Genomic DNA, 25,053 nt, shown 5'->3' with positions numbered 1-25,053 from the left:
CGCGTGGCGTTATCGTCGAAAACGCGCTTCAAGTACCACAGATGAGGTCGTCCGTTCAACTCCGGAGAGCGCGCCAATGTCGTCGAGCAGGTTGCTCAGTTGCTGCAGGGAGTCGGCTTCGACCATGGCGATCAGATCGTATTCGCCACTGACCGATAGCAGCTGCACGATGTTTGGAATCTGTTGCAGCGCTTTTTCCGTGCTGTGGGTCAGCTTCTGCACCAGTTTGATCAACACATGTGCTTCTACCTGTTGGGCACGGAAACGCTCCCCCAGCTCCACCCGATAGCCGCTGATCACCCCGGTTTCTTCCAACTTCTTCAGCCGACTTTGCACGGTAGAGCGTGACAATGCCAGCTTTCTTGCCAATTCTGACACGCTGGCGCGAGCATCATCGCGCAGCAGTGCCAGCAAGCGTTGATCGGCCGCGGAGAGGTTCGAATTAGTCATATTGATTTTAGGTATCGTTAAATTGCTAGTAGTTGTACACTAATTCGCTATAAATGTCGCTACAGTTTGGCTTGATGGCTGGCCAGAATAGAGCACATAAAACTAATAAGGTTGTTGCCGTATTGAGCAACAACTGTGTGAACATCAACCCTGAGTATTAAGAGGATAGGGCTGTGCAGGTAACACGAGAGATTTTTGATCAGGTCATGGTGCCCAACTACGCGCCATCAAAAGTGATTCCAGTTCGTGGTGAAGGATCGCGCGTGTGGGACCAGCAGGACAACGAATACATCGACTTTGCTGGCGGTATCGCAGTGACGTGTCTGGGCCACTGCCACCCGGCGTTGGTGAAAGCACTGCAAGAGCAGAGCGAGAAGATTTGGCACCTGTCCAACGTCATGACCAACGAGCCAGCGCTGCGTTTGGCGAAGAAGCTGACCGACGCCACCTTTGCTGACCAAGTGTATTACGCCAACTCGGGCGCCGAAGCCAACGAAGCCGCGTTGAAGCTGGCACGTCGCTGGGCGCTGGATAACCACGGCGAGCAGAAGAGCCAGATTATCTCGTTCAACAAGGGTTTCCACGGTCGTACCTTCTTCACCGTTACCGTTGGTGGCCAAGCGGCATACAGCGATGGTTTTGGTCCTAAGCCTGGCGACATCGTGCACGCTGAGTACAACAATCTGGACAGCCTGCGTGAGCTGATTTCCGACAAAACTTGTGCGGTGATGATGGAGCCACTGCAAGGCGAAGGCGGCATCATTCCGCCGACCAAAGAGTTTGCTGAAGGCGTACGTGAGCTGTGTGATCAGCACAACGCGCTGTTGATTTTTGACGAAGTGCAAACCGGTGTTGGTCGTACTGGCCACCTGTACGCCTACATGGGCCTGGGTGTTACGCCAGACATTTTGACCACCGCGAAAGCACTGGGTGGTGGCTTCCCAATCGGCGCCATGTTGACCACCAAAGCCGTGGGCGATCACCTGAAAGTGGGTACTCACGGTTCGACTTACGGTGGTAACCCACTGGCGTGTGCCGTTGCCGAAGCAGCGTTTGATACCGTTAACCAAGCGGAAGTGCTGGAGGGCGTGAAAGCGCGCTACCAACGTTATGTAGATGGTCTGCATGCCATCAATGAAAAATACTCGGTATTCAGCGAAGTACGTGGCCAAGGCTTGCTGCTGGGTTGCGCGCTGAATGAGCAATACAAAGGCCGCGCACGTGACTTCCTGATGGCTTCGATGGAAGAAAACCTGATGGTTCTGGTGGCTGGTGCCGATGTGGTGCGTTTTGCTCCATCTCTGGTGATTACTGAGCAGGACATCGACGAAGGCCTGCAACGCTTTGAGCGTGCGGTCGCTAAGGTGGTCGCGGGCTGAGCCCGGGGAGGCATTTATGCTGGTCGTGCGACCAATACAAGCCTCGGATTACCAAAGCCTGCGTCACATAGCCATTGAATCTGGCCCTGGCTTTACATCACTGGTGGACGATCCGGATCTGTTGCAGAGCAAAATTGAGCGTGCTCAGCGCAGCTTCGCCAGCGACATCAGTGAACCAGGCGACCAAGGCTATTTGCTGGTGCTCGAAGATACCGATACCGGTGAAGTGGTGGGGACCACGGCGATTGAAGCCGCCGTGGGCCTGAAAACACCGCTGTATCACTACCATGTCGGTAAATCGATGCATCAGTCGACGCAGTTAGGCATCCAAAGCATCGTCACCACGTTGACGGTGTGCAACAACTATATGGGTTGCAGCGAGCTGTGCAGCTTGTATCTGCTGGCAGGTCACCGTCGTGGTCTGGCTGGCCGGTTGCTGTCAAAAGTGCGCTTTTTGCTGATGGCACAACACCCGCAGCGCTTTTCGGATTTTGTGATTGCGCAAATGCTGGGCGTCGCGGATGAAGAGGGGCGTTCGCCATTTTGGAGTTGGCTAGAGCAGCACTTTATTAAACTGGATTTTTCCACCGCCAGTCGCATGGTGGGCTCAGGTGATAAAGGCTTTGTACCGGAATTAATGCCGCGCCACCCGATTTATACCAATTTATTAGGTGACGAAGCCCAGGCGGTGATCGGTAAGGTGCATCAAAATACCGAACCGGCGCTACGCATGCTGCACAATGAAGGCTTTAATCACCGTGGTTATATCGATTTATTCGATGCCGGACCAACCGTTGAAGCGCCGTTGAGCAGTATTAAAAGTGTGCGCGACAGTATTGTTGCTCAAGTTGAATTCCGCCCAGACGTCAGTGGCGATCAACGAGTGATGGTCAGCAACACTGGCTTAACCGATTTCCGCGCTTTAATCAGCGAGCAGGCCCAATGGCATGCGCAAGAGCAAATTTTGTTACTGCCCGAAGCCTTGCAACCACATTTACAACTGAATAACGGCGATGCCGTTAGATTTCTCGACATGGGGAGGACAACTGCATGACCCCGACACAATTTATTAATGGTGTGTGGAGTTCTGGCCAGGGCCACGAACTGCAATCCATCAATCCGGCGACGGGTGCCAGTGTATGGCAAGGCCGCAGTGCCACCAAAGCTGACGTCGATGAAGCGGTGAATGCCGCCCGTCAGGCATTTGCTGGCTGGTCAAAGTTGGCTTATGAAAAACGCCTGGAACTGATGCAAGCGTTTAAGCAACAGCTGAGCGAAAATCAGGAAACACTGGCGGCGGTGATTTGCGAAGAAACCGGCAAACCGCTGTGGGAAACCCGCACCGAAGTTGCGGCAATGATGGGTAAAATTGATATTTCAGTGCGCGCTTATGAAGAGCGTACTGGTACCACTGAAAACCCAATGCCAGGTGCCCGTGCCTTTATTCGCCATAAACCACACGGTGTCGTGGCGGTCTTTGGCCCGTATAACTTCCCTGGCCATTTGCCTAATGGACACATTGTTCCGGCATTGCTGGCGGGTAACTGTATTGTCTTTAAACCGTCTGAGCTGACGCCAAAAGTGGCCGAATATACGGTTAAATTATGGCAACAAGCGGGCCTGCCAGACGGTGTGCTGAACCTGGTTCAAGGTGAAGTGGAAACCGGTAAAGCGCTGGCGTCGCATGCGCAAATTGACGGCTTGTTTTTCACCGGCAGCTCCAACACAGGCAAGCTGTTGCACGAGCAATTCGCAGGCCACCCAGGCAAAATTCTGGCGCTGGAAATGGGCGGCAACAACCCCATGATTATTGGTGACGTCAGTGATCAGCGCGCGGCGGTGCACGACATTATTCAGTCGGCATTCGTTACCTCAGGTCAGCGCTGTACTTGCTCTCGTCGCTTGTTTGTACCGCAAGGCAGCCATGGTGATGCTTTGATTGAGCAATTGTTGGCGGCGGTGAAAAATATCCAAGTGGGTGACCCACTGCAGGATAATTTCATGGGTGCCATGATCTCGGCCAAAGCCGCCAGCGGCATGGTGGCAGCACAACAGCAATTGCAGCAATTGGGCGGTGAATCGCTGCTTGAACTGCGCCAGTTGGATGAAAAATTGGGCTTTGTCACGCCAGGCATCATCGATGTTACGGCCATTAAAGAGTTGCCCGACGAAGAATACTTTGGCCCGCTGCTGCAGATTATTCGCTATGCGGATTTCTCTGCCGCCATCGCTGAAGCCAACAATACTCGCTTTGGTTTGTCGGCCGGTTTGTTGAGTGACAGCCGTGAGCAATATGAGCACTTCTATCGCGATATTCGTGCTGGTATTGTCAACTGGAATAAACCGATTACCGGTGCTTCCAGTGCGGCGCCGTTTGGCGGTATTGGCGAGAGCGGTAACCACCGTGCCAGTGCCTATTACGCGGCGGATTACTGCGCCTACCCGGTGGCTTCGGTTGAAGCCGATGCCGTAACGCTGCCAGAAAAACTGGCGCCTGGTTTGTCGCTGTAAATTAAATGTGGCTGGCCTTTTTCGGGGCCAGCCATATTTTTTCAGTCAATATAATAAAGCGAAAAGCACGGGTTTTTGCCCTTTCAAACCGGTTGTTTTGTTTGTCTTGTATCAATGGCCTGGTGTTCGCTTTTTGATAGTCTGATCTTTTATCAAACACAATGAGAGTTTGGAGGTGTTTATGTCGGATGCTGTTAAACAGCTGTTCGGAGCCTTGTGGGATAACTATTTACAGGTCACTCCGTCGGCGGAAAAAATCCATCAATTGCTGGGTAATACCCAGGCCAGCGATATCATTAATGATCACATCGCACTGCGTACTTTTAATCTGGATAAAGTCAGCCTAGACAAACTGGCACAGCACTTTATCAATATCGGTTACGAACAATGTGGTGAATACCACTTTGAGCAAAAGAAACTGTACGCCCGTCATTTTGAACACCCAGATGCAACGGCGCCAAAAGTCTTTATTTCAGAGCTGCTGGTGGATCAGTGCTCGCCAGAGCTGCAAGCCATTGTGCAGAAGTTAGTCGATGAAATTGATGCCGATGCCGTTAATCGCCCTGAATTCTTGTATTCTGGTACTCATTGGCAAGTGAGTCACGACACTTACCAGCAGCTGCTGCAAGAAAGCGAATACGCGGCTTGGATGGCGGCTTGGGGTTATCGCGCCAATCACTTTACCGTTGATGTGAATGCGTTGTCTGAGTTTGAAACGCTGGAGTCGGTTAACGACGCGCTCAAGCAAGCGGGTTACACGCTGAATACCGCTGGCGGTGAAATTAAAGGCTCACCAGACGTATTGCTGGAGCAAAGCTCTACCATGGCGGACAAAGCTGAAGTTGCATTTAGCGACGGTACTCACAGCATTCCTAGCTGTTTCTACGAGTTTGCGCGTCGTTATCAGCAAGCCGATGGTCGTTTCTACACGGGTTTTGTTGCAGCGTCGGCGGACAAAATTTTCGAAAGCACGAACAACGGCTAACAGCGCGGCTAATTCAGTCCCCTTTTTGTCGTGCGACCCAGGCGATATGCTTTTTCATCGCCGGGTCGTTTTGCAATGCGGTGAGGCTGGCAAACTGCTTTGCCAGCGTCATTTCGTCGTATAACTTGTGAATTCCACGATGACAACGACGACACACCCAAATTCCCTCATTTAACTGGGCACGATCAAAGTGCTTACGAAAGTAAGTGCGACGATGCATCTTGCGCGGAATCAAATGGTGAAATGTCAGAGCAACGCGGCGCTGGCACAGCTGACATTGGTCGGTGGTTGGACGAGCCATGGTTCCCATTATTACGCATTGAAACGTTTTATTACGCCTTTGCAGCGGAGTCTGTAACTCGCTGCGTTTAGGCTATGCGACTTTTATCGCGGCATTAACGGCATGCTGTTGCGTAGTAGCGCAGCGTCTAAACCAATGCCCAGGCCACCATTATTGAGTAATCGGACGCGAAAATGAAATCCGCAGGGTTGTTGCTGTTGACGAGTATCGGATTGGTGGGTTGTGTGCACACAGCCTCAGAGCAAGCACTTGTGATTCGTGATATGGGGGATGCGATGAACGAGTGTCGCCGCTACACCGAAGAACGTTTAACCGAAGTCACGGGTATCAGCATCGATCGCTTGTCGACGCGCGAAAATAACAACGAGTACGATGTGTACCTGAACATTACCGACGGCCACCAGCGCGGCTACGTACAGTGTCAGGTGAGCAAAAAGGAAGGGTTGGGCGTGACTTACCACGCTGTGCGCGATTTTGAGCGCGAGCAGCGCTACTTCGCCGGCTAACTTGTCGGCGGGCCGAGTGGCCCGACGACATGCGGTAATGGTGTGGTTACATTAAACCGTCGTACAGGTCCTGACAGCCCAGCCACTGCTGCAGTGACACCATGGCCTTGTGGCATTCGTGCATGAACTCAGGCTCCAGCAGCTCCAGTGGGTGTAGGCTGTCACGGTAGTGATCACGCACCCATTGCTGCAGCGCATCGATCTTTTCTTCCGTCAGCATAAAGGCCGGATTCACCGCTTCCAGCTCTTTTTCACTCAGCAACACACGCAAGCGCAAGCACGCAGGGCCGCCGCCATTGCTCATGCTTTGACGCACATCGACAAACTCGACATGGCGGATGGGCTGGCTGTCATCGGCCGTCAGACGCTGCAGATATTGAGCAACGGCTTCGACTTCCTGACACTCGGTCGGAGCAATCAGCGTCATGCGGCTCATATCGCCATCTGGGCCGGACAACAGTTGGCTATTGAACAAATAGCTACGAATGGCTTCATCCAAACTGACTTCTGCCGTCGGCACGCACACGGGTACAAATTCACCCAGCTCACGCAATTGCGCAAAGGCCGCTTGCTGTGACTCGGCCTCATAGGCCTGCTCGTGGTAGAACAGCACCGGGCCATTGGCCACCGCGACCACATCGTTGTGGAAAGCGCCGGCATTAATCGCAGCTGCATTTTGCTGCAGGAAGACCGCTTGTTTGACACCGTGCTGACGAGCAATCGCTTGGCTGGCTTCCAGTGTTTGGCGAGCAGGGAAGTTAAGATCGCTGGTATCGCCACCGCGCTGGCGGCCCCAAACGAACAGGCCGGTGCCAGGCTGGCCATGTTCACTGCACAGGCGGCCATGGTTGGCGGCGCCCTCATCGGCAAAGGCGCCGGTGGCTGGCAGTGCCGGGTGAACGCTGAATACCGCCGGGTTGTGGAAAATGCGTTGCAGTGCGGCAAAGGTGTACGGGTGTTCGATGGAGCGGTGTGCCGTGGTCACCAGGTTGGCTGGCGTCAGGTGCAGCTTGCCATCATGGCTGTCGCTGGAAGGAGTCACCGTGGCGGCATTGGCGGCCCACATGGACGACGCTGAGTATGCCATCGACAGCAGCTCGGGCGCTTGGCTGCCAGCCTGTTTGATCACTTCTTCGTCGCTGCCGCTAAAGCCCAGTTGGCGCAGGCACGACAGTGCTGGCCTTGGCTGTGGCGGTATAAAGCCCTGGCGGTAGCCGAGGCGAATCAAGGTGCGCATTTTCTCCAGACCCTGCAGCGCTGCTTGGCGCGGGCTGGAGGTCTTCAGCGCGTTGCGGTGCGACGCCAAGTTGCCGCTGGCGAGGCCGCCATAGTGGTGCGATGGGCCGATCAGGCCGTCAAAATTGACTTCATAGTGTTTCATGGTGAATCTGCCTCGTCCGTTACAGAGCAATAAATGCCACTGAATCGTGTTCGTTCAACTGCAGTGCCTGACGCTCTGCAGCGGGAAGTTGGATGCCGTGCTCATCGAGCTGGGCGTCGCTCAGCACCACGCGAAAATCTGGCCAATGAGTATTGGCGGCAATAACGCTTTGTGGCGTAGCGCTGACGTCAGTCAAGGGACGCTGCTCGATGGCTTTTACGCTGGCCAGCTCATCAATGTTGGCTTGCATCAATGGCCCGGCATCAAAGATGTCGACCACGTTGTCGTAGCGGAAACCCTCACGCTGCAGCAGCTCCATGGCCGGGCGGCCAGCATCGGCAGGCTGACCGATCACCGCCTGAGCGTCGTCTGGCAGCAGTGTGGTGTAAATCGGGTATTTGGGCATCAGCTCGGTAATGAACTGGTTTGAGCCCAGTCCACACAGTTTGTCGGCTTGCTCAAATTCCATCTGGAAGAAGTGTTTGCCAATGGCTTCCCAAAATGGGCTGCGGCCTTCGTCGTCGCTCCAGCCACGCAGCTCAGCGATGACAGACTCGGCAAAGCGTTGGCGAAATAAGCCCATCAGCAGATAGCGTGAACGCGCCAGCCAATGGCCATTGCCACGATAGTCTGGCAGCAAAAACAGCGATCCCACCTCAGAGCAGCCAGTGTAGTCGTTGGTCAGGTGCAGCAACTGGCTGGATACCTGCTTTTCCAACGAGTGCGAGTAGTGGGTGGTGGGGATCAAGCGATAGGCATAAAACGCTTGCCGTGCGCCGGTCAGCACAGACACGCCAGCGCAGCCGGCCAGGCGTTGCTGCTCGGTATCTTCCATCACTAATAGAAAGCTGTCGTCTGGGTGGCGCTCGCTGCGGGCAAAGCTGTCCATCGACATCTGGATACGTTCGGCCAGTGCATCCTCATCGGGGGCAAAGACGTCATCCCCTGACCGGCGGCGTGGGCCAGTTTTAGTAGCTGGCTCACATCGTGTTCAGCAACAGGACGAATGATCAACATAGGCAATACTCATAAAGTGCTAGTGCCACCAGTCTGGCGCAGAGGCTCAAGAATGTGCTGCGCTTATTCAGTTTTGATGCCGAATATTGTTCGGCAGGTGTTTTGGGGTATCATAGTGGCAATTTCTACCCCTGATATAAGCAAAGCACTGTGCCTTCTGCGCCAATGTCAGCCAAGTGCTTATCAGAAGCCTAGAAAAAAGTCGTAGAATCACAAATTAAAAGATCGGCCGAATCATATTTTGCCGTCAAACAGGAGTAAATCGATGCGAGACGAGCCGTCATTACCAGCCCGAGCTGGAACTTTGGATCGCTTGGATTTGCGCATGTTGCGCATCTTGCAGACCGATGGACGAATCACCAACAAAGCCCTGGCGGCGGCGGTCAATCTGTCGGCCAGTGCTTGCCATCAGCGCCTGCAGCGGTTGCTCGATCAGGGTTGGATCGAAGGGTTTATGGGGCGGGTGAACATTGAGCGCCTGTGCGAGCCGGTGCAATGCATTGCCACCATTGCCATGGGCAGCCATGCACCAGATACCTTCCGTCAGTTGGAACTGCACATTGATGCTTTACCGGAGGCCACCGCAGCTTACACCGTCAGCGGTGGCTGTGATTTTATCGTGCATTTTGCCTGCGCGCGCATGAGCCGCTATATGGAGTTAACCGATGAGTTGATTCGCTTGTGCCCGGATATCTCCAACATCAGCACGCACGTGGTGTTGAAGCAAAATAAGGCATTCACCGGTTATCCGATTGCCCAACTGTTGGGGGCAACGGATAACAAAGCATGACGCGCTAGTCATGCAGCTCGGCAAATTGGCCGCGCGTTAGGGTGGCTAGGTCTTGAGGCGATAGCTCAATTTCCAAACCACGCCGACCCGCACTGACGTAGATACTTTCCAGCGCCTCGGCGCTGGCGTCGATAACCGTCGGCAGCGCTTTCTTTTGCCCCAGCGGGCTAATGCCACCGAGCAAATACCCGGTCACCCGCTGGGCTTCGACGGGGTCGGCCATGTCGGCTTTTTTCGCCGCCAGCGCTTTTGCCACTCGTTTCATATTGAGCGAGGTATCCACTGGAATCACCGCCACGGCCAGCGAGCTTTTACCGCCACTTAGGCTCACCAATAAGGTTTTAAACACTCGCTCTGGGCTCAGTGCGAGCTTTTCCACCGCTTCCAGGCCATACGCCTGACACTGTGGATCATGCTCATATTGGTGAATGTGATGGTGAATGTCGCGTTTGCGCACTAGGTTGATAGCGGGCGTCATTCGACGGCCTCGTCAGGCTGGAAGGCAAACCTAGGTTGCGCTTGGCCATCTACCTGCACCTGTTCAACAAACATGTCGTACGGCCGCACCCACAGGTCCTGCTCCCCGTATTGTGGCTGGTACAGCACCAGCCACTGTTCGGTTTCGCTATGGCGCACCAAGTCGATCACTCGATAGTCATTGCCTTTATAGTGGCGGTAGAGGCCTTTGGCTAAGGTTGGTTTCATCAGTCGATCTCGTAGCGAACGTTGATACTGGCTTCAATCTTTTGTGCTTGAAACAAAGTTGGGGCCGGTTCGGGCTGATCCTTGGCCATGGCACTCATGGCGCGCATTTCCATCATTGGACGATGATAGTCGTTGGCGCCCTCGATGATGCGCTCGACGCGCTCGATGCGAGTGTTGGCAGCGCTAGCCATAGCGTCTGCTTTGCTGCGCGCGTGTTTAACCGCTTTGCTGAGTGCTTGGCGCTGCAGAGCGTCGCGGTCGTTAAAACGCAACTCGGTATGTTGCACGTGCATGCCGTCGATTTGCATCAGCTCATGCACCAGGTAGGCGTGTTGATTCAGCGCTTTTAGGGTGATGGTGACTGGGCGCACCACTTGCTCACCCACAAACATCCGCTCTTGTTTGTGCCAGCGATATTGCGGAGAGTTGCGAATCTGAGCGGCGTCGATGTCGTCTTTGCTGATGCCTTTGGCGTTTGCGACAGACAGCAAGGCTTGCATGGCGCTGTCTACAGCTTGCTTCGCGGCGGGCAATGTGTCGGCGGTGGCTTTGAGCGACAGGTGCAATTTGGCGTAGTCCGGCATGGCTTCGACCACACCATGTCCAGAGACTTCGATGTAATTGTCGGCGAGTGCTACCGGCGCCGCGACAAGGCTGCCCAGCAGCAATAACGTGGTGGCTTTTAACATAGGCTTATCCATTCTTTTTTTCGAAGGCGGCCAGCTGTTCAGGGGTGGCGGGCAGCTGGTATTTGTCTTTCCATTCACTGTACGGCATGCCATAAATACGCTCGCGCGCTTGCTCGTAATCGACCGATTGCCCTTGTTCTTCGGCAGCGCTGACGTACCACTTGGCCAGGCAATTACGGCAGAAGTTCGCCAGGTTCATCAGCTCGATATTTTGAACGTCTTTGTGGTTATCCAGGTGCTGCAGCAAGCGGCGAAACACGGCGGCTTCGATTTCGGTATTGGTGGACATAAGGGCCTCGTTATTGGTCTATGGCCCTAATCATTGCGGCGAAGATGCCGCTGTTCAACCGTTTATGCGGCAATTTCGCGTAAACAGTGTGTGCTGAGAACGATCGCGTGGGGGCTACCCGAGGCTGTTGGCGAGGCGATAATCCATCACCCGCAGGCGACGAGACAAAGACACTGCCACGGCACGAATCACTTTGGCGGCAATTTTCGGTGACTCTTCGCACATCCGATCCAGCGACTCTCGCGACAACACCAGCAGGGCGCAGTTAGATTTGGCGATGCAGCTGGCCGAGCGACGTTCACCGTCCAACACGGCCATTTCGCCGAAGGTTTTATTTTGCGTTAGCAATGCCACGGGTACGTTCTTGTTGTTCGAATCGCTTTTCATCACCCCCACTTTGCCGCTGTGAATGATGCCCATGTAGTTGCCGGCATCGCCTTCACGGAACAGCACGTTACCGGCGGGTATTTGATCGAGGTGAAAATAGGGGGCTGCGGTGCGCAGTTCTTGTGGGGTGAACATATCAAACATGCTGCATTCGGCCAGCATGCTAATGAGCTCGTCAAGATAGCCTGTAGAGTGTTCTCGCATGATGGGACCCGTTTGCCAGCGCTTTGATTACGTCTCTGCAAAGACTAGCAAACGGATATCGGGCCAGCAGTGAACTGGATCCGGAAACCGATACACGATGGCGTGGTGTGACACCTTAGCCGCGTTACTATCGGTGAACCAAGGCGGCGTTAGCCGCCTCGCGTGTTTTAGTGGCCGATGGCAATCTGTACTTGGCCGAAGTGCTCCAGCACTTCTTCGATTTCGTGCGCAGCATCGATCCAGTCGTCGGCTTGTTGCAGGCCAATGCGTGCCATGGCTTGCACGGTGGCTGGGTGTACCAGCAAGTCTTTGGCGTGGTAGCACTCAGCCGTCGGCAGCGTTGGCAGCTTGCCGTCGGCGTGGTAACCAGACTCGATTTCTTCCAATGGCAGGTCTGCCAAGGTGTCGGCAACGTCGTTCAGTGCTTGCAGGTATTCGGTGCACTGAGGGTATTGCTGGCGGAAGTCGGACAGCAAGGGCTTGCTCAATTCAACCAATTGCTTGGCCTGAGCTTCGATGTCGTCGCCTTTTTGCTGCTGCAGTTTGAACAGCAGTGTTTTGGCTTGTTGTTGATAGGCGGCCAAACCAGCGGCGTCAGCATGGGCGCCAAGGCTTAGTAGCAGGCACAGTGGAGCAAGAATCAAAAAGCGCATAGCAACCTCAAATTATTATCGGAACGATTCGCATTCTAGTGTGTTGTCATGCACTTGTCATGTGGCTATGTTTGGCGGTGTTGTTGTTGCCGTATTTCTTGATGCTCAGATGGTGCTCAATCGCTTCACTTCAGTCAGCTTCTTTTCATGGCGGGCATGCTTGGCGGATAGGTCGCTTGTCAGATACAGAGCGAATTGAAAAAGGTGTGGCTGGAGATTAGCTGAATGGCGAGAGCGGTTAGAGAGCCGCTTTTTAACAGTGAACTGCCAGATAATTAATGAATCGCTCCGCTGGTACCAGGTGTCTGATGCCTAGTGCACAGCGCACTAGGCATCAAGGTTGGCGTTAAAACAGATCCGCTGTCATGACTTTGTTCCAAACGCGGATAAAGTCATGGACAAACTTTTCTCGATTATCGTCCTGAGCGTACACCTCAGCGTAGGCACGCAAAATGGAGTTGGAGCCAAACACTAGATCGACACGGGTTGCGCTCCAGCGTGTCTCTCCGCTGTGACGATCAACAATGGCGTATTCATTTTTACCAGTAGGTTTCCACTCATAGCGCATGTCGGTGAGATTCACGAAAAAGTCGGTGCTTAACGTGCCGACGCGATCGGTAAAGACGCCATGCGCTTGGTTACCATAATTGCTGCCCAAAACCCGCATGCCACCGATTAAAGCGGTCATCTCTGGGGCACTGAGGCCCAGCAGTTGGGTCTGGTCGAGTAATAGCTCCTCCGCTTGCACACTAAAGTCGTCTTGTAGCCAATTGCGATAGCCATCATGCACCGGCTCCAGCGCCGCGAACGAATCAGCGTCGGTCATCTCGTCAGTGGCATCGCCGCGCCCGGAGGTGAAGGGAACGGTGACGGCAACACCGGCATCTTGGGCGGCTTTTTCCACCGCGGCGGCACCTGCCAGTACAATTAAATCAGCCATGCTGATGGTGCCGGCAAACTGACTTTGAATGCCCTCTAACGCCTGCAATACACGGGTTAAACGCTCCGGCTCATTGCCCGCCCAGTCTTTTTGGGGGGCCAAACGAATGCGCGCGCCATTGGCACCGCCACGGTAATCAGACTGGCGGAAGGTACGGGCGCTGTCCCAAGCGGTGGCGACCAGTTCGGACACGCTCAGACCCGTGGCCAGAATGTCGGCTTTTAACTGGCTGACGTCAGCGTCGCTGAGTTGGTAGTCGACACTGGGAACTGGGTCTTGCCAGATCAGTTCTTCACTGGGCACTTCTGGGCCTAGGTAGCGGCTCTTGGGGCCTAAGTCCCGGTGCGTGAGTTTGAACCAGGCGCGGGCAAAAACATCGGAGAAATAGTCTGGGTCGTTATAAAAACGCTCAGAAATTTTGCGATATTCCGGATCCATTTTCATCGCCATATCGGCGTCGGTCATGATGGGGTTATGGCGAACGTTGGGGTTTTCCGGATCGAGCGGTTTATCTTCTTCTTTGATATCCACCGGCTCCCACTGCCACGCCCCTGCCGGGCTTTTTTTCAGTTCCCAGTCGTAATTCAACAGCAGCTGGAAGTAGCCGTTATCCCACTGCGTTGGGTGCGTTGTCCAGGCGCCTTCAATACCACTGGTGACGGCTTGATTGCCAATGCCGCGTTGCTGGTGGTTGTTCCAGCCCAGCCCTTGCTCAAACAGCTCGGCGGCTTCTGGCTCTGGCCCGAGCTGCGAGGCATCGCCATTGCCGTGTGCTTTGCCGACGGTGTGGCCACCGGCGGTTAAGGCAACAGTTTCTTCATCGTTCATCGCCATACGGGCGAAGGTCTCTCGTACGTCGTTGGCCGTTTTTAACGGATCGGGCTGACCATCAACGCCTTCAGGATTAACGTAAATCAGCCCCATCATCACGGCGGCCAGCGGGTTGGCCAGCTCGCGCTCACCCGAATAGCGGCTGTTGTCACTGTCACTGGTGGCTAGCCATTCTTTTTCGGCGCCCCAATAAATGTCTTTTTCTGGGTGCCAGATGTCCTCGCGGCCAGCGCCAAAACCAAATGTTTTTAGGCCCATGGATTCGTACGCCACATTGCCAGCGAGAATCATTAAATCGGCCCAAGATAAACCATTGCCGTATTTCTTTTTGATCGGCCACAGCAGCCGTCTGGCTTTGTCTAGGTTGGTGTTGTCTGGCCAGCTGTTCAGTGGGGCGAAGCGCTGGTTGCCAGTATTGGCGCCACCGCGACCATCAGCGATACGATAGGAGCCTGCGGCGTGCCAGGCCATACGAATCATCAGTCCGCCATAATGGCCCCAGTCGGCAGGCCACCAGTCTTGGCTTTGCGTCATTAAATCGGTCAGATCTTGCTTTAACGCTGCATAATCAATGCTTTGAAACGCGTCTGCGTAATTGAAGTCTTCATCGTAGGGGCTGGTTTTGCGGTCGTGCTGGTGGAGGATGTCGAGATTTAGGGCATTGGGCCACCATTCGGTGGGTGTTTGCTGGGCGTTGGTATTGGCGCCGTGGGCAAAGGGGCATTGGCCGCCGTTACTGGCTGTGGTTGTCATTGCGAGTCTCCCATCTCATAGGTGTTGACCCAGCATAGATGGAGCGAGGCAAAGTAACAGTTGATTGCCCTGATCAGCGCGATTGGCCCTGACTATAGAGATCTGCCGTTGCTGATTGAGCGGTGTTCAGTGAGTTGGTGGCTGGCCTTATCTTGGCAACAGGATAAATGGCGAGCCAAGACAAACAAGCAGTGCAGGCTTACATAAGCATGCTGTGATAACCGAGAAAGCCACGTTAATAGCTGGGTGGCCAGCAGACAGTTCTTAAAAGGCTAACACGCAGGTGTATCAGCGAGATAAATGATGACTTCAAAGTCATTAGACCGACGTTTGGTCGATACTTTTCTATTAAATCTTGTCAGCAGTGCGGTGACCAACTGCAAGCCCAAGCCGAAATTCTGATTTGCCTTGCCGTCGTTATTCGTTGTCGGCAAAGGGTTACGAAACGAGACATAAGAAGGAGTGACATCAATCTGCCAATATTTACGATCTTCTGATGTCTGACAGTGCTGAATAACATTATTCAGCAAATTGAATATCACCAATTCGAAGACGACGTCTGGCACGTCTATCTCAAGAGCCTCGCAGGCAGGCGACGTGTCTATTTGAATATCAATGTGATGCAAGTTGATCAAGGTTTGTGATTCTGCCACTACTCTATTGATGGCTTGAATGATGTGTGTAGTGTGATGTTCCTGCGACTGGGAGGTGAGCCACAGCAATGCGTTACTGATGCGGTGCATACGCGTGATGGCTTTGTTTAAGCGCTGGTAGGGTACGAGCTTTTGTATCCTTGGGTCTGATGCACAGAGAAGTTCCACCGAATGTGTCATGACTTGCAGTGGTGTTCTTATCTCATGTGCCATGCCTTGGTTAAATGAAATTTGCTCTTGCAAGACTTTGGATTCTCGCTCCAATGCTTCGGCCAGCTTTTGCGCAACAGTTTTCAGATCGTGTTCTTCGATAGTGTCGAGGGCTATTCGAACCTGTTGTATTGAGCCATCATCCGACTGCAATGCTTGCAGCAGTAGGTTAAAAGGCCGCACAGCGTGCTTCGATAATTTGGCCGAGAACCAGTAAGTCAGAATTACCGTTGGCACTAACATCAATAGTAATAAGATCAGAATGTCGTCGATGACGCGGCTGGTAATGCTAAGCGCTGAGCTGTCGAGTATTAGAGTACCTTGCTCGGTTTGCAGAAAGTGAAAGTGCTGTTCACCTTGTTTAAACTCACCAAACTCTTCATCGAATTCGAGATATTTAAGTTGTTCGCCGGTAGAGATGCTCAGTTCGGATGGGTTGTCTACCAGTGTGTAGTTGTCAGGCAGCACACCGCCTTTCTCTAGGCTGCTATAGGTTTGTTTTAGTTGATCATGGAGGATGGCGTCCTCTAAAGAAAATACAATGAATATAACCAGCATGGAAAACAGAGTAAAAATAGCACATGCCAGCCATAAGCTGTGGCGCTGAACTCGAGACGTTAAGGTAGGGTGAGTAGCTCGTTTAATTTTCATTGCTCTCATCTATATGGAATCTATAACCAACGCCTTTGACGGTTTCAATGAAAGGCTGACCAAAGTGCTGCTTTAACTGTTTTCTTAATTTATAGATATGTGCTCGCAATGGGTCGCTTTCAGGTGTGTCATGTGGCCATAGGTGAGCGTGTATGTTTCGACTCTGCACCGTGTTTGGGGCGCTGGCCAGTAATAGCTTGAGGATTTTGTAGCCAATAGGATGAAGTTGTAGCTGAATGTTGTTGTAAGTAAATGAAAGGCTGGTGTCGTCTAGTTCTGCTCCGGCGTGACTAAATGCCACCTTTGTTGTCGGTTGAGGCGCAGACTTCATTAACCCAACGTCAATCCGGGCAGACAGTTCGGCAAAGGAGAAGGGTTTTTTCAGGTAGTCCCACGCACCGCTGGCAAAACCATCCAAGAGGTCTTGCTCGTGGCTGCGAGCAGACATCATAATCACAGGCACTTTGGCTAAGTGTTGTCCCAATTGCTCACCGGATAATTGGCGACAAACATCGTAGCCGTTGACGAATGGTAAGTTGATATCCAATAACACTAACTGGTAAGTATTCTGTTCCAGCAAAGCCAAAGCTTGTTTTCCGGTGTAAGCAAAGTCGAGCTCGTGCCCCTTTAACTCCAGAAATTCGGCAATGCCTTGTGCAATATCTATATCGTCTTCCACTACCAGAATACTTGCCATAGGTTTTACCGGGTTTAGTTAATTGAAGCGTATTGTATTGCGGTAACTTGGCTGCTGCGATCGATGAACTGATATACCTGAGGAATCAGCCACTTCTCCAGAGCAATCCAGCCGTCTTCCACTTGCATCATGGCGACCACCTCGAGTTCAGATTTTGGGTCGCTCCAGAATAAGGTCCCTCCCATTCCAGCCCAGAAGAAAGACCCTTGTTGACGCAGGTCTCCCGCTGTTTCTTTAATACCAACACCGTAACCAAAGCCCGCACCTTTGTATAGTCTCGGCATAAAGTGAGTATCTAACCCTTGGGTTTTTGTGCTCAGCATAGTGCTTGTCATCTGTTTGGACAGAAGTGTATGGCCATTAAATGTCCCGCCATTTGATAACATAGAAACGAAGTGACTGTAGTCTTTAGCTGTGGATATCAGACCGCCACCACCCGAGAGCAGAGCGGGCTTTTTCAGGTAATCACTGTCATGGCCATGTTCGGCGAAAACTATTTTGTTTTTGTTGTAGGTATGCGCCTCTTCAAATGTCGATGCTTGGTATTCGTACATGTCGACCAAGCGTTCCTCATTACCTGGTTGAACAAAAAAGTGGGTGTCATGCATCTGTAACGGCTCGAAAATGTGCTCTGATAAGTAGCTGTCCAGCGTCTGTCCCGTCACTTTTTCAATGATGGCACCTTGTATATCGCTGGCGATGGAATACTCAAAGCGCTCGCCGGGACGAAATTTTAAGTCGATGCCAGAAAGGTCACTGACCATGTCATCCAGTGTGTTCTTTCGACTTAATGGGTTTGCCAGAAGGTAGCGAATATCGACCCAGTTTTTTATTCCGCCGCCATAACCAAAACCAGCTGTGTGCGACAAAAGATGATGGATGGTGACGGTTTGAGGCTGGCCATCCACCTCGAAGGCATCCAATTCTGGAAGATAGGTTCGAATATCATCGTCGAGGGATAGCTTTCCTGCATCGACTAATTGCAGTAGCGCAACGGCAGTAATGGGTTTGCTCATCGAAAAGATACGAAATAATGCATCTTTTTTGATGAGCTCTGGTTTGTCTCGGTTGACTTGTCCGTAAGCACTGTAATGCAGCACTTCCTGTCTGTGTTTAATCATTAACACCAGCCCAGGGAGTTGATGTTCGGCTAGCAGAGCTTCGACGGCATAGTCTAGTTGCGTGGCGGCAACGTGTTGAGTTGGTATGGTCGCAATGACCAGCGGTTCGGGCGACTCTGCAGCTATGGTTGACGCTGCAAAGCTCATTAATACGGCAGACACCGCGCTGGTGAATGCTGTTTTCACCTTGCAATATTGTGAGTGGTTCATGCGGACACCTCGTTTGTTGATCGTTTCTGTTGTCGTGTCGAAACAAGGTATCGCTACGCGTGTGAACTCAATGTAAATCCAATGGCACTACCATCTTTGCTGGAAGGCGCCTTTGATCAATCGCTGAGCCCGCTTAGAGATGTGTCAGATGAGATAGCTGACGGTGTTGGCTTGCTTTGTTTACTTTGTGGCCGTCGGCTTGAATAGATCGAGCGTGTTTGCGCTGGTAAATCGGGCAGGCAATAAAAAACCCCAAGCAATGCTATTGCTTGGGGTTTGATATTTGGTGGAGCAGTATGACCCTGAACCCAAAACCTTCTCGCTCAACCGATAGGGGCTGATAACAACTCGTAAGGGCTAATGCGGGTTAAGTGTTGAGCAATTTCTTGGGCCAGACAGGACGTCTGACCGCAAGCCGCTACACTGTACATAACCACAGTGTCAGCGGAAGATACCCATGTCACTGGCAAGGAACGCCACGGCGAGTCAATCGCCCACTCAAACAAACGATTACGAGCGCCACCAACCCGACCAAACGCTCCTCTACCAGCTGGTTGAACAGCACTTTGCCATCACGAGCGCTTAGTCGCCTTCAGCTGTAAACGCCGTGAGTTGCGGTGCCCGCCGGATGGCAGAGAGTGCGGCCCTGCTGCAGGCATTGTGTCTTGTGATTGCGCTTCTTGGTGATCTTAACTCAAGTGAACTAGGGTTAATAATATCGAATGACTTGATCTCCCACATACCAGACACAAGATGAAGGATCTGCAATGTGAATATGGCACGAAGAGTACTCTACTTACTTGCTTTGATATATAGCTCTTTTTCGCTTGCTCAGGATTGCATTGGCGTTGTCCCAGCAGGCTCCGTGCATGATTTCTGGAAGTCAGTCAAAGCAGGAAGTGAAAAAGCAGGCCAAGAATTAGGCCTTAAAATTTACTTTCGTGGTCCCCACGATGAGTCTGATGTCAATGCTCAGCGCTACATTATAGATCAAGTCATGGAGAATGCCTGTATTGGCTTAGCCTTAGCACCAAATACCCAAGATAGGGCCTATGATGTCGCCCGTTTGAAAGAAGCGGGGGTACCCACAGTCTACTTTGATCGCGATACTGGCTCTGCTGATGTGGTCAGTGTTGTTGCAACCAACAACTACCAAGCAGGCGTAATAGCTGGCCAGGAGATGGCCAAAAAGTTAGGGAATAAAGGGAAGGTAGCATTGCTTAGAATGAAAAAGGGCGTGATATCCACCGATGCTCGTGAAAAGGGCTTTATCGACGGCGCTACCGCATCAGGGCTTAGTATCGCTATCGATAACTACCTAGGTACTATAATTGGCGAAGCGCGCAAAAACGCAGAGCAAATTCTTGCAAAGAAAACCGGCAAACTAGACGGCATATTTACACCGAATGAATCGACAACGTTAGCTGTTCTCATGGCACTCGATACTACTCCATCTACACAAAAATTGGTTCATATCGGCTTCGACTCCAATGACTATCTGGTGAATGCACTAGAAAACGGTTCTATTTATGGACTGATCATCCAGCAACCTTTCGAAATGGGCTACAAAAGCGTCTATACCGTGTATCAAGCCTTCCTAGGCCAAGAATACTCCAAAAACATCGCTACTGAGACCATTTTTGTCACCAAAGAAAACATGCTTCTGCCTAGCGTCAATCAGGCATTGTTAATGAAATACGATTGATTCAGACGGTTAACTGGCACGACAAGAGTCCAGCAGACCGGCACCGCGCCATGACCTAGATGCAACGACTGAAGCGAGTATTCAATATCGATATCGAAGTCTGCGAACACTGTGGTGGCCAGGTCAAAGTGATTGCCAGCATCGAAGACCCCAAGGTCATTGAGCAGATTCTTAAACACCTTAAGCAGAAAACCGCCACGGCGGATGCAGCCAAGCAGCACGAGTTGCCACCAGAGCGAGCACCGCCACTGACTTCCAACCTGTTCGACCCATCGCAGAGTCGTCTCTTTGATTGACGATCCCAAACCTCAAATTCAACACTGCCAATTTCAATTGAGCATCCGCACGACAAAGGACTGAAGAAACAGCTATTAGGGCTAATAGAATGGCTTTAGAATAATTCCACATCACCATCATCCACCTGACGACCACGGGCATTTTCTTCTGCAATGATCATTTCTTTTAACTCAGCCAGTTCAGAGTCGGTTAATTGGGAAATATCGAGGGATTGAAATGTACGTTTCAGAGCTTGATGGGCTTGAAAGCAGTGAAGATGGGCAAATCCTTCGCGGATAGCTTACCTGCATCGACTAATTGCAGTAGCGCAACGGCAGTAATGGGTTTGCTCATCGAAAAGATACGAAATAATGCATCTTTTTTGATGAGCTCTGGTTTGTCTCGGTTGACTTGTCCGTAAGCACTGTAATGCAGCACTTCCTGTTTGTGTTTAATCATTAACACCAGCCCAGGGAGTTGATGTTCGGCTAGTAGGGCCTCGACGGCATAGTCTAGTTGCGTGGCGGCAACGTGTTGAGTTGGTAAGGTCGCAATGACCAGCGGCTCGGGCGACTCTGCAGCTATGGTTGACGCTGCAAAGTTCATTTATACGGCAGACACCGCGCTGGTAAATGCTGTTTTCACCTTGCAATATTGTGAGTGGTTCATGCGGACACCTCGTTTGTTGATCGTTTCTGTTGTCGTGTCGAAACAAGGTATCGCTATGCGTGTGAACTCAATGTAAATCCAATGGCACTATCATCTTTGCTGGAAGGCGCCTTTGATCAATCGCTGAGTCCGTTTAGAGATGTGTCAGATGAGATAGCTGACGGTGTTGGCTTGCTTTGGTTAACCTTGTGGCCGTCGGCTTGAATAGATCGAGCGTGTTTGCGCTGGTAAATCGGGCAGGCAATAAAAAACCCCAAGCAATGCTATTGCTTGGGGTTTGATATTTGGTGGAGATGGCGGGAGTTGAACCCGCGTCCGCCAATCCTCCACTAGAGGATCTACATGCTTAGTCTTCTCTACTGATTTAGCCGACTACGGCCCGAGGGACAGGGCGTAGCTAGCGAGCTCGATTTAAGTTTAACCGTTCAGCTCCGAGCGAAGCATCCGGGCGATCCTGTAGGGCTATGCCCTCGTCCCCCAGTTACAGGCACCTGAGTTCAGAGGTAAGCAGACTTAAGCTGCTAGTGCGTAGTTTTCGTCGTTTGCGACTATAACTAGTGTACAACGTTTATTAACGAGATCGTCGTACGCTCTCGGCATGCACCCATAGCTTCGTAATCAACGTCGAATCCAGATCATCCCCGAATCCGGTGTTGCCGCTAGTGGCAATCAGTGAGAGGAAGGCTTTAGCCAAAAGTTCCGCTCAAGTTGGCGAACAATACCATAGTCACTCAGCGAACTGAATGCTTCATGACTCGTTCTTTTTGCTTCGCCCAGTCTTTATCTTTGGCCGTGGCGCGCTTGTCATGGCTTTGTTTACCCTTGGCCAGGGCAATTTCCGCTTTGACGCGATGGTCTTTCCAATACAGCGCGGTGCACACACAGGTGTAGCCTTTCGCTTGTACCTTTTGCATCAGGCGCTCTAGCTCTCGGCGGTGCAGCAATAATTTACGCTCACGTCTCGGGTTGGCCACCACGTGTGTGGAGGCTTGATCCAGCGGCGTGATCAAAGCACCGGTCAGCCACGCTTCGCCCTTGTGAAACACAATGTAGGAATCCAGCAGCTGACATTTGGCCGCTCGCAGTGACTTTACTTCCCAACCCAACAGGCTGACGCCGGCTTCGGTTTTGTCTTCCAGGAAGAAGTCATGGCGGGCTTTTTTATTCAGCGCAATGGTGTTGCCGCTGACTTTTGGTTTTTTCTTTTTGCTCATGGCGGCGGATTATATCCGAGGCCACGGCCGTTGGGCAGGGGCTGTGAGCAACTTACCCAAAGGTGACATTGGTGTTTAAGTGATCAAGCGCCATGCCTAAGAGTGGTTAACCACAGGTGTTATCGCTTTGGTATTGGACATTTTCGGTCAGTGAGCGCGGGTCAATACAGTGCCAACAGGAAGTCGGTAAAGAAGATGTGCGTTTTGCGCCCCCATACGGTAGTTTTGCTCCTTGAGCGCCGGGATTGAATTCCTGACAATGCCAAGATAACTAATAAAACAGAACAAGAGAGGAAGACTAATGGCGGCAGATAAACGTGGTATGCACGGCGTCTGGGCAAGTCGCTGGACTTTTATTCTAGCGGCAACTGGCTCAGCGGTGGGCTTGGGTAACATCTGGAAGTTCCCCTACATTACCGGGGAAAATGGCGGTGGCGCCTTTGTTCTGATGTATTTGGCGTGCATCTTGGTGGCGGGTATCCCGGTGATGATGGCGGAAGTTCTGCTGGGCCGTAAGGCGCGCATGAGCCCAATTAACACCATGAAGCACTTGTCTGAGGAATATAACGCGCCGAAGTTTTTCCGCAGTATCGGCTGGCTCGGTGCTTTGGCTGGCTTCTTTATTTTATCGTTTTACAGTGTCATCGCCGGTTGGACGCTGTCTTACACAGGTAAAATGATCAGTGGTGATTTTACCGGTGCCGATGGCGAAGCGGCGGGTCAGATTTTTGGTGCCTTGCTGGCCGATCCTGTCACACTCACTATTTTCCATACCATATTTATCATCCTCACCGGGTTTGTGATTGCTCGTGGTGTGCAGGAAGGTCTGGAAAAAACCGTACGCATTTTGATGCCACTGCTGTTTATCATGCTGGTGCTGTTGATGGGTTATAGCATGACCACGCCAGGCTTTGCTGAAGGCTTCAAGTTCCTGTTTAGCTTTGATGCCAGCAAACTGACGACGGACAGCGTAGTGGTAGCTCTGGGCCACGCCTTCTTTACTTTGTCGCTGGGCATGGGTGCCATCATGGCATACGGTGCTTACATGCCGCAGGATGCATCACTGGGTAAAACCGTGATCACGGTTGGTATCTTGGATACCTTGGTGGCGCTGACCGCAGGTTTGGTGATTTTTCCCATCGTATTCAGCCAAGGCCTGGAGCCAGGCGCGGGCCCTGGTTTGATGTTCCAGACCTTGCCAGTGGCGTTTGGTAGCTTGCCAGGTGGTGAGTTTATCGGTACCGCCTTCTTTATTCTGGTCGCTATTGCTGCTTGGAGTTCGGCCATTTCAATCGCTGAGCCAGCTGTGGCTTGGGCGGTAGAAAAAGGCGCAACACGTGTGGTGGCAACCATCATCGTTTGTGGTGCGGCTTGGTTGTTGGGCATGCTGACTGTGTTGTCATTTAATGAGCTGTCTGAGTTTACCTTCCTCAAAGGCACCTTCTTCGACAACCTCGACTTCCTGACCTCGAACATCATGCTGCCGCTGGGTGGTCTGCTGATCGCGATCTTCGTTGGCTGGTTTATGAAAGAGCGTGCAGTGGCGAAGGAAGCCAATGTTCAAAGCGAGATGGTGTACAATGTGTGGCGCGTAATGTTGCGCTTCGTATCACCATTAGCGGTACTGTTCATCTTTGTGAACGGACTGCTGTAAGCAGGAAAACGCATGACCACAATTACCCGCAGTGCGCTGGTAATGCACAGCGCTGAGGAAATGTTCGAGTTGGTTAATGACGTTCGTCGTTATCCAGAATTCCTCAGCGGCTGTGAGCACACCGAAGTCCTGGCCGAAGGCGAGGACTTTATTGAGGCCCGCTTAACCATTGCTAAAGCGGGCTTTCATCAAAGCTTTAGCACTCGCAACGACCTACAACGGCCACAGCGCATGGATATGCGTTTGGTGGACGGTCCTTTCTCCCACTTTCACGGTGTTTGGTTGTTTACACCCTTATCCGAAGACGCGTGCAAAGTGTCGTTGGAGCTGGAATTTGAGATGGCCAACAAGTTGGCTGGAGCTGCCATGGGCGCTATTTTCAAACAAATAGCCAACTCTATGGTGGATGCCTTTGTAAGCCGAGCAGGAGACGTGTATGGCTGAGTGGGTTGAGGTTGAAGTCGCTTACGCCTTACCTCATAAGCAGCGCATTTTGAGCGTTAAGGTCGAAGAAGGCAGCTCTTTGTTGGACGCGGTTAGGGCTTCCGGCATCGAGGGAGAGTTTCCTGAGTTGGATCTCACCCAAGCCAAGTTCGGCATATTTGGTAAGGCATCCCGAGCACCGGAAAAAGACACCGTACGCCAGGGGGACCGTATCGAGATTTATCGTCCACTGTTGATCGACCCGAAACAGGCACGTGCCAATCGGGCGGCCAAAGCAGCCGCCAAATCGGACAACGGCTAACGGCTTATTCAGCCACTTCAATGGTATTCGGTGACACCTGTTCTTCAGGCAAGGTGTTCAACTGATTTTCTTCGCTGAACTCCTCGTCTGGCAGTGAACCTGTGTGGTGGCTAAAACGGCCCTGTTCATCAAAGAACAAGCTGATGCGGTAAGATTTCACTACCTCATCGCGTTTTTCCAGTGAATACACATAGTCCCAGCGCCGTTGCTCAAATGGGTTGCGCAGCACCGGTGTGCCCATCACAAACACCACCTGGCGTTGCGTCATGCCGGGTTCAAGCTGCTGCAGCATGTCAGCAGTTACGATATTTCCCTGTTGGATGTTCAGCTTATAAACACCGGGAAAGGCGCAACCGGAAAGGGTTGCAATACCAAGTGAAACAGTCAGAATTAGAGCTCGCATGCGGTGTATCTCGTCAGTAGGCTTGCGACGTGGCTGGCGATGATACCTGATAAGTCTCAATGCTGTGAAATATT

27 protein-coding genes, 1 other RNA gene and 2 pseudogenes are annotated in these 25,053 nt (G+C 52.1%); 12 read left to right on the top strand and 18 right to left on the bottom strand.

The annotated features are described in order from the left end of the window. Positions 1 to 9 precede the first annotated feature (9 nt). On the bottom strand, positions 10 to 450 hold the full coding sequence (locus tag CHH28_RS00715; protein WP_094058511.1) for an Lrp/AsnC family transcriptional regulator: 441 nt from the start codon (positions 448 to 450) through the stop codon (positions 10 to 12). Between the two features lie 173 nt (positions 451 to 623). Between CHH28_RS00715 and CHH28_RS00710 the strand changes: the two genes are divergently transcribed. The 4 genes from CHH28_RS00710 (at position 624) to CHH28_RS00695 (ending at position 5,325) form a co-directional block, all read left to right on the top strand. After that, a complete protein-coding gene (locus CHH28_RS00710) occupies positions 624 to 1,829 on the top strand; it encodes an aspartate aminotransferase family protein (protein ID WP_094058510.1) in 1,206 nt (401 codons plus the stop codon). Between the two features lie 16 nt (positions 1,830 to 1,845). Continuing rightward, a complete protein-coding gene (gene astA / locus CHH28_RS00705; RefSeq protein ID WP_094058509.1) occupies positions 1,846 to 2,883 on the top strand; it encodes an arginine N-succinyltransferase in 1,038 nt (345 codons plus the stop codon). Next, positions 2,880 to 4,340 (top strand): succinylglutamate-semialdehyde dehydrogenase, encoded by a 1,461-nt coding sequence (astD, locus tag CHH28_RS00700; RefSeq protein WP_094058508.1) that lies wholly within the window; start codon positions 2,880 to 2,882, stop codon positions 4,338 to 4,340. The genes astA and astD overlap by 4 nt, the downstream gene beginning before the upstream one ends. Before the next feature lie 181 nt (positions 4,341 to 4,521). Continuing rightward, positions 4,522 to 5,325, top strand: a complete 804-nt coding sequence (locus tag CHH28_RS00695) for a DUF1338 domain-containing protein (protein ID WP_094058507.1) — start codon at positions 4,522 to 4,524, stop codon at positions 5,323 to 5,325. A 13-nt stretch (positions 5,326 to 5,338) separates the two neighbouring features. Here CHH28_RS00695 and CHH28_RS00690 read toward each other — a convergent pair whose 3' ends face one another. Beyond that, positions 5,339 to 5,626: a hypothetical protein gene (locus CHH28_RS00690; RefSeq protein ID WP_094061927.1), complete on the bottom strand. Its 288-nt coding sequence runs from the start codon at positions 5,624 to 5,626 to the stop codon at positions 5,339 to 5,341. Between the two features lie 224 nt (positions 5,627 to 5,850). On the opposite strand from CHH28_RS00690, the gene CHH28_RS00685 reads away from it, so the two are divergent. Beyond that, a complete protein-coding gene (locus CHH28_RS00685; protein WP_157729698.1) occupies positions 5,851 to 6,132 on the top strand; it encodes a hypothetical protein in 282 nt (93 codons plus the stop codon). A gap of 46 nt (positions 6,133 to 6,178) precedes the next feature. Here CHH28_RS00685 and astB read toward each other — a convergent pair whose 3' ends face one another. Next, positions 6,179 to 7,513: an N-succinylarginine dihydrolase gene (gene astB, locus CHH28_RS00680; protein WP_094058505.1), complete on the bottom strand. Its 1,335-nt coding sequence runs from the start codon at positions 7,511 to 7,513 to the stop codon at positions 6,179 to 6,181. A gap of 19 nt (positions 7,514 to 7,532) precedes the next feature. After that, positions 7,533 to 8,408, bottom strand: coding sequence for an arginine N-succinyltransferase (locus CHH28_RS00675; RefSeq protein WP_094058504.1), 876 nt, complete (start codon positions 8,406 to 8,408; stop codon positions 7,533 to 7,535). Between the two features lie 387 nt (positions 8,409 to 8,795). Between CHH28_RS00675 and CHH28_RS00670 the strand changes: the two genes are divergently transcribed. Then, positions 8,796 to 9,320 (top strand): Lrp/AsnC family transcriptional regulator, encoded by a 525-nt coding sequence (locus CHH28_RS00670; protein ID WP_094058503.1) that lies wholly within the window; start codon positions 8,796 to 8,798, stop codon positions 9,318 to 9,320. A gap of 4 nt (positions 9,321 to 9,324) precedes the next feature. Here CHH28_RS00670 and ybaK read toward each other — a convergent pair whose 3' ends face one another. From ybaK to CHH28_RS00620, 10 genes are all read right to left on the bottom strand, one after another. Further along, the gene (gene ybaK, locus CHH28_RS00665; RefSeq protein ID WP_094058502.1) at positions 9,325 to 9,798 is read right to left on the bottom strand and encodes a Cys-tRNA(Pro) deacylase; all 474 of its coding nucleotides are present in this window, start codon (positions 9,796 to 9,798) and stop codon (positions 9,325 to 9,327) included. Then, positions 9,795 to 10,025 carry a DUF1653 domain-containing protein gene (locus CHH28_RS00660; protein ID WP_094058501.1) on the bottom strand — a complete coding sequence of 77 codons (231 nt, stop codon included), beginning with the start codon at positions 10,023 to 10,025 and terminating at the stop codon, positions 9,795 to 9,797. The genes ybaK and CHH28_RS00660 overlap by 4 nt, the downstream gene beginning before the upstream one ends. Then, positions 10,025 to 10,714, bottom strand: coding sequence for an SIMPL domain-containing protein (locus tag CHH28_RS00655; protein ID WP_157729697.1), 690 nt, complete (start codon positions 10,712 to 10,714; stop codon positions 10,025 to 10,027). The genes CHH28_RS00660 and CHH28_RS00655 overlap by 1 nt, the downstream gene beginning before the upstream one ends. 4 nt (positions 10,715 to 10,718) lie before the next feature. Then, entirely contained in the window at positions 10,719 to 11,003 is a 285-nt protein-coding gene (locus tag CHH28_RS00650) for a DUF1244 domain-containing protein (protein WP_094061926.1), read from the bottom strand. Positions 11,004 to 11,117: 114 nt separating this feature from the next. Next, positions 11,118 to 11,594: a cyclic nucleotide-binding domain-containing protein gene (locus CHH28_RS00645; RefSeq protein ID WP_094058499.1), complete on the bottom strand. Its 477-nt coding sequence runs from the start codon at positions 11,592 to 11,594 to the stop codon at positions 11,118 to 11,120. Between the two features lie 167 nt (positions 11,595 to 11,761). Continuing rightward, complete coding sequence (locus CHH28_RS00640) at positions 11,762 to 12,247, bottom strand: hypothetical protein (RefSeq protein WP_094058498.1); 486 nt, start codon at positions 12,245 to 12,247, stop codon at positions 11,762 to 11,764. Positions 12,248 to 12,593: 346 nt separating this feature from the next. Beyond that, the gene (gene katG, locus CHH28_RS00635; protein ID WP_094058497.1) at positions 12,594 to 14,771 is read right to left on the bottom strand and encodes a catalase/peroxidase HPI; all 2,178 of its coding nucleotides are present in this window, start codon (positions 14,769 to 14,771) and stop codon (positions 12,594 to 12,596) included. Between the two features lie 272 nt (positions 14,772 to 15,043). Then, the gene (locus CHH28_RS00630; protein ID WP_094058496.1) at positions 15,044 to 16,285 is read right to left on the bottom strand and encodes a sensor histidine kinase; all 1,242 of its coding nucleotides are present in this window, start codon (positions 16,283 to 16,285) and stop codon (positions 15,044 to 15,046) included. Beyond that, positions 16,275 to 16,982 carry a response regulator transcription factor gene (locus CHH28_RS00625; protein ID WP_094058495.1) on the bottom strand — a complete coding sequence of 236 codons (708 nt, stop codon included), beginning with the start codon at positions 16,980 to 16,982 and terminating at the stop codon, positions 16,275 to 16,277. Before CHH28_RS00625 ends, CHH28_RS00630 begins: the two co-directional genes overlap by 11 nt. A 14-nt stretch (positions 16,983 to 16,996) precedes the next feature. Continuing rightward, complete coding sequence (locus CHH28_RS00620) at positions 16,997 to 18,313, bottom strand: serine hydrolase domain-containing protein (RefSeq protein ID WP_094058494.1); 1,317 nt, start codon at positions 18,311 to 18,313, stop codon at positions 16,997 to 16,999. Between the two features lie 457 nt (positions 18,314 to 18,770). Between CHH28_RS00620 and CHH28_RS00615 the strand changes: the two are divergent. From CHH28_RS00615 to CHH28_RS00605, 3 genes and pseudogenes are all read left to right on the top strand, one after another. Next, positions 18,771 to 18,965, top strand: a pseudogene (locus CHH28_RS00615) (IS91 family transposase); the annotation flags it as partial. Between the two features lie 123 nt (positions 18,966 to 19,088). Then, on the top strand, positions 19,089 to 20,018 hold the full coding sequence (locus CHH28_RS00610; protein WP_094058493.1) for a substrate-binding domain-containing protein: 930 nt from the start codon (positions 19,089 to 19,091) through the stop codon (positions 20,016 to 20,018). A gap of 11 nt (positions 20,019 to 20,029) precedes the next feature. After that, positions 20,030 to 20,314 (top strand): annotated as a pseudogene (locus CHH28_RS00605) (IS91 family transposase); the annotation flags it as partial. A 226-nt stretch (positions 20,315 to 20,540) separates the two neighbouring features. Here the strand turns inward: CHH28_RS00605 and CHH28_RS00600 are convergent. The 3 genes from CHH28_RS00600 to smpB all read right to left on the bottom strand — a co-directional run bounded on the left by CHH28_RS00600 (position 20,541) and on the right by smpB (position 22,177). Next, positions 20,541 to 20,900 carry a serine hydrolase domain-containing protein gene (locus CHH28_RS00600; protein WP_094058492.1) on the bottom strand — a complete coding sequence of 120 codons (360 nt, stop codon included), beginning with the start codon at positions 20,898 to 20,900 and terminating at the stop codon, positions 20,541 to 20,543. Positions 20,901 to 21,248: 348 nt separating this feature from the next. After that, positions 21,249 to 21,606, bottom strand: a transfer-messenger RNA (tmRNA) gene (gene ssrA / locus CHH28_RS00595). 88 nt (positions 21,607 to 21,694) lie between these two features. Beyond that, entirely contained in the window at positions 21,695 to 22,177 is a 483-nt protein-coding gene (smpB, locus tag CHH28_RS00590; protein WP_094058491.1) for an SsrA-binding protein SmpB, read from the bottom strand. A 301-nt stretch (positions 22,178 to 22,478) separates the two neighbouring features. Between smpB and CHH28_RS00585 the strand changes: the two genes are divergently transcribed. Genes CHH28_RS00585 through CHH28_RS00575 form a run of 3 tightly spaced genes read left to right on the top strand, consistent with a single transcriptional unit; the run spans position 22,479 to position 24,576 of the window. Continuing rightward, positions 22,479 to 23,831 (top strand): sodium-dependent transporter, encoded by a 1,353-nt coding sequence (locus CHH28_RS00585; protein WP_094058490.1) that lies wholly within the window; start codon positions 22,479 to 22,481, stop codon positions 23,829 to 23,831. 12 nt (positions 23,832 to 23,843) lie between these two features. Next, the gene (locus CHH28_RS00580) at positions 23,844 to 24,275 is read left to right on the top strand and encodes a type II toxin-antitoxin system RatA family toxin (protein ID WP_094058489.1); all 432 of its coding nucleotides are present in this window, start codon (positions 23,844 to 23,846) and stop codon (positions 24,273 to 24,275) included. Next, the gene (locus CHH28_RS00575; protein ID WP_094058488.1) at positions 24,268 to 24,576 is read left to right on the top strand and encodes an RnfH family protein; all 309 of its coding nucleotides are present in this window, start codon (positions 24,268 to 24,270) and stop codon (positions 24,574 to 24,576) included. Before CHH28_RS00580 ends, CHH28_RS00575 begins: the two co-directional genes overlap by 8 nt. A 4-nt stretch (positions 24,577 to 24,580) precedes the next feature. Here the strand turns inward: CHH28_RS00575 and CHH28_RS00570 are convergent, their stop codons facing one another. Further along, positions 24,581 to 24,979 carry an outer membrane protein assembly factor BamE gene (locus CHH28_RS00570; RefSeq protein WP_094058487.1) on the bottom strand — a complete coding sequence of 133 codons (399 nt, stop codon included), beginning with the start codon at positions 24,977 to 24,979 and terminating at the stop codon, positions 24,581 to 24,583. Positions 24,980 to 25,053: the final 74 nt, after the last annotated feature.

This window comes from Bacterioplanes sanyensis (assembly GCF_002237535.1).
In the GTDB taxonomy this organism is placed as follows: domain Bacteria; phylum Pseudomonadota; class Gammaproteobacteria; order Pseudomonadales; family Oceanobacteraceae; genus Bacterioplanes; species Bacterioplanes sanyensis_A.
This window is presented reverse-complemented; position numbering and strand designations above follow the sequence as displayed.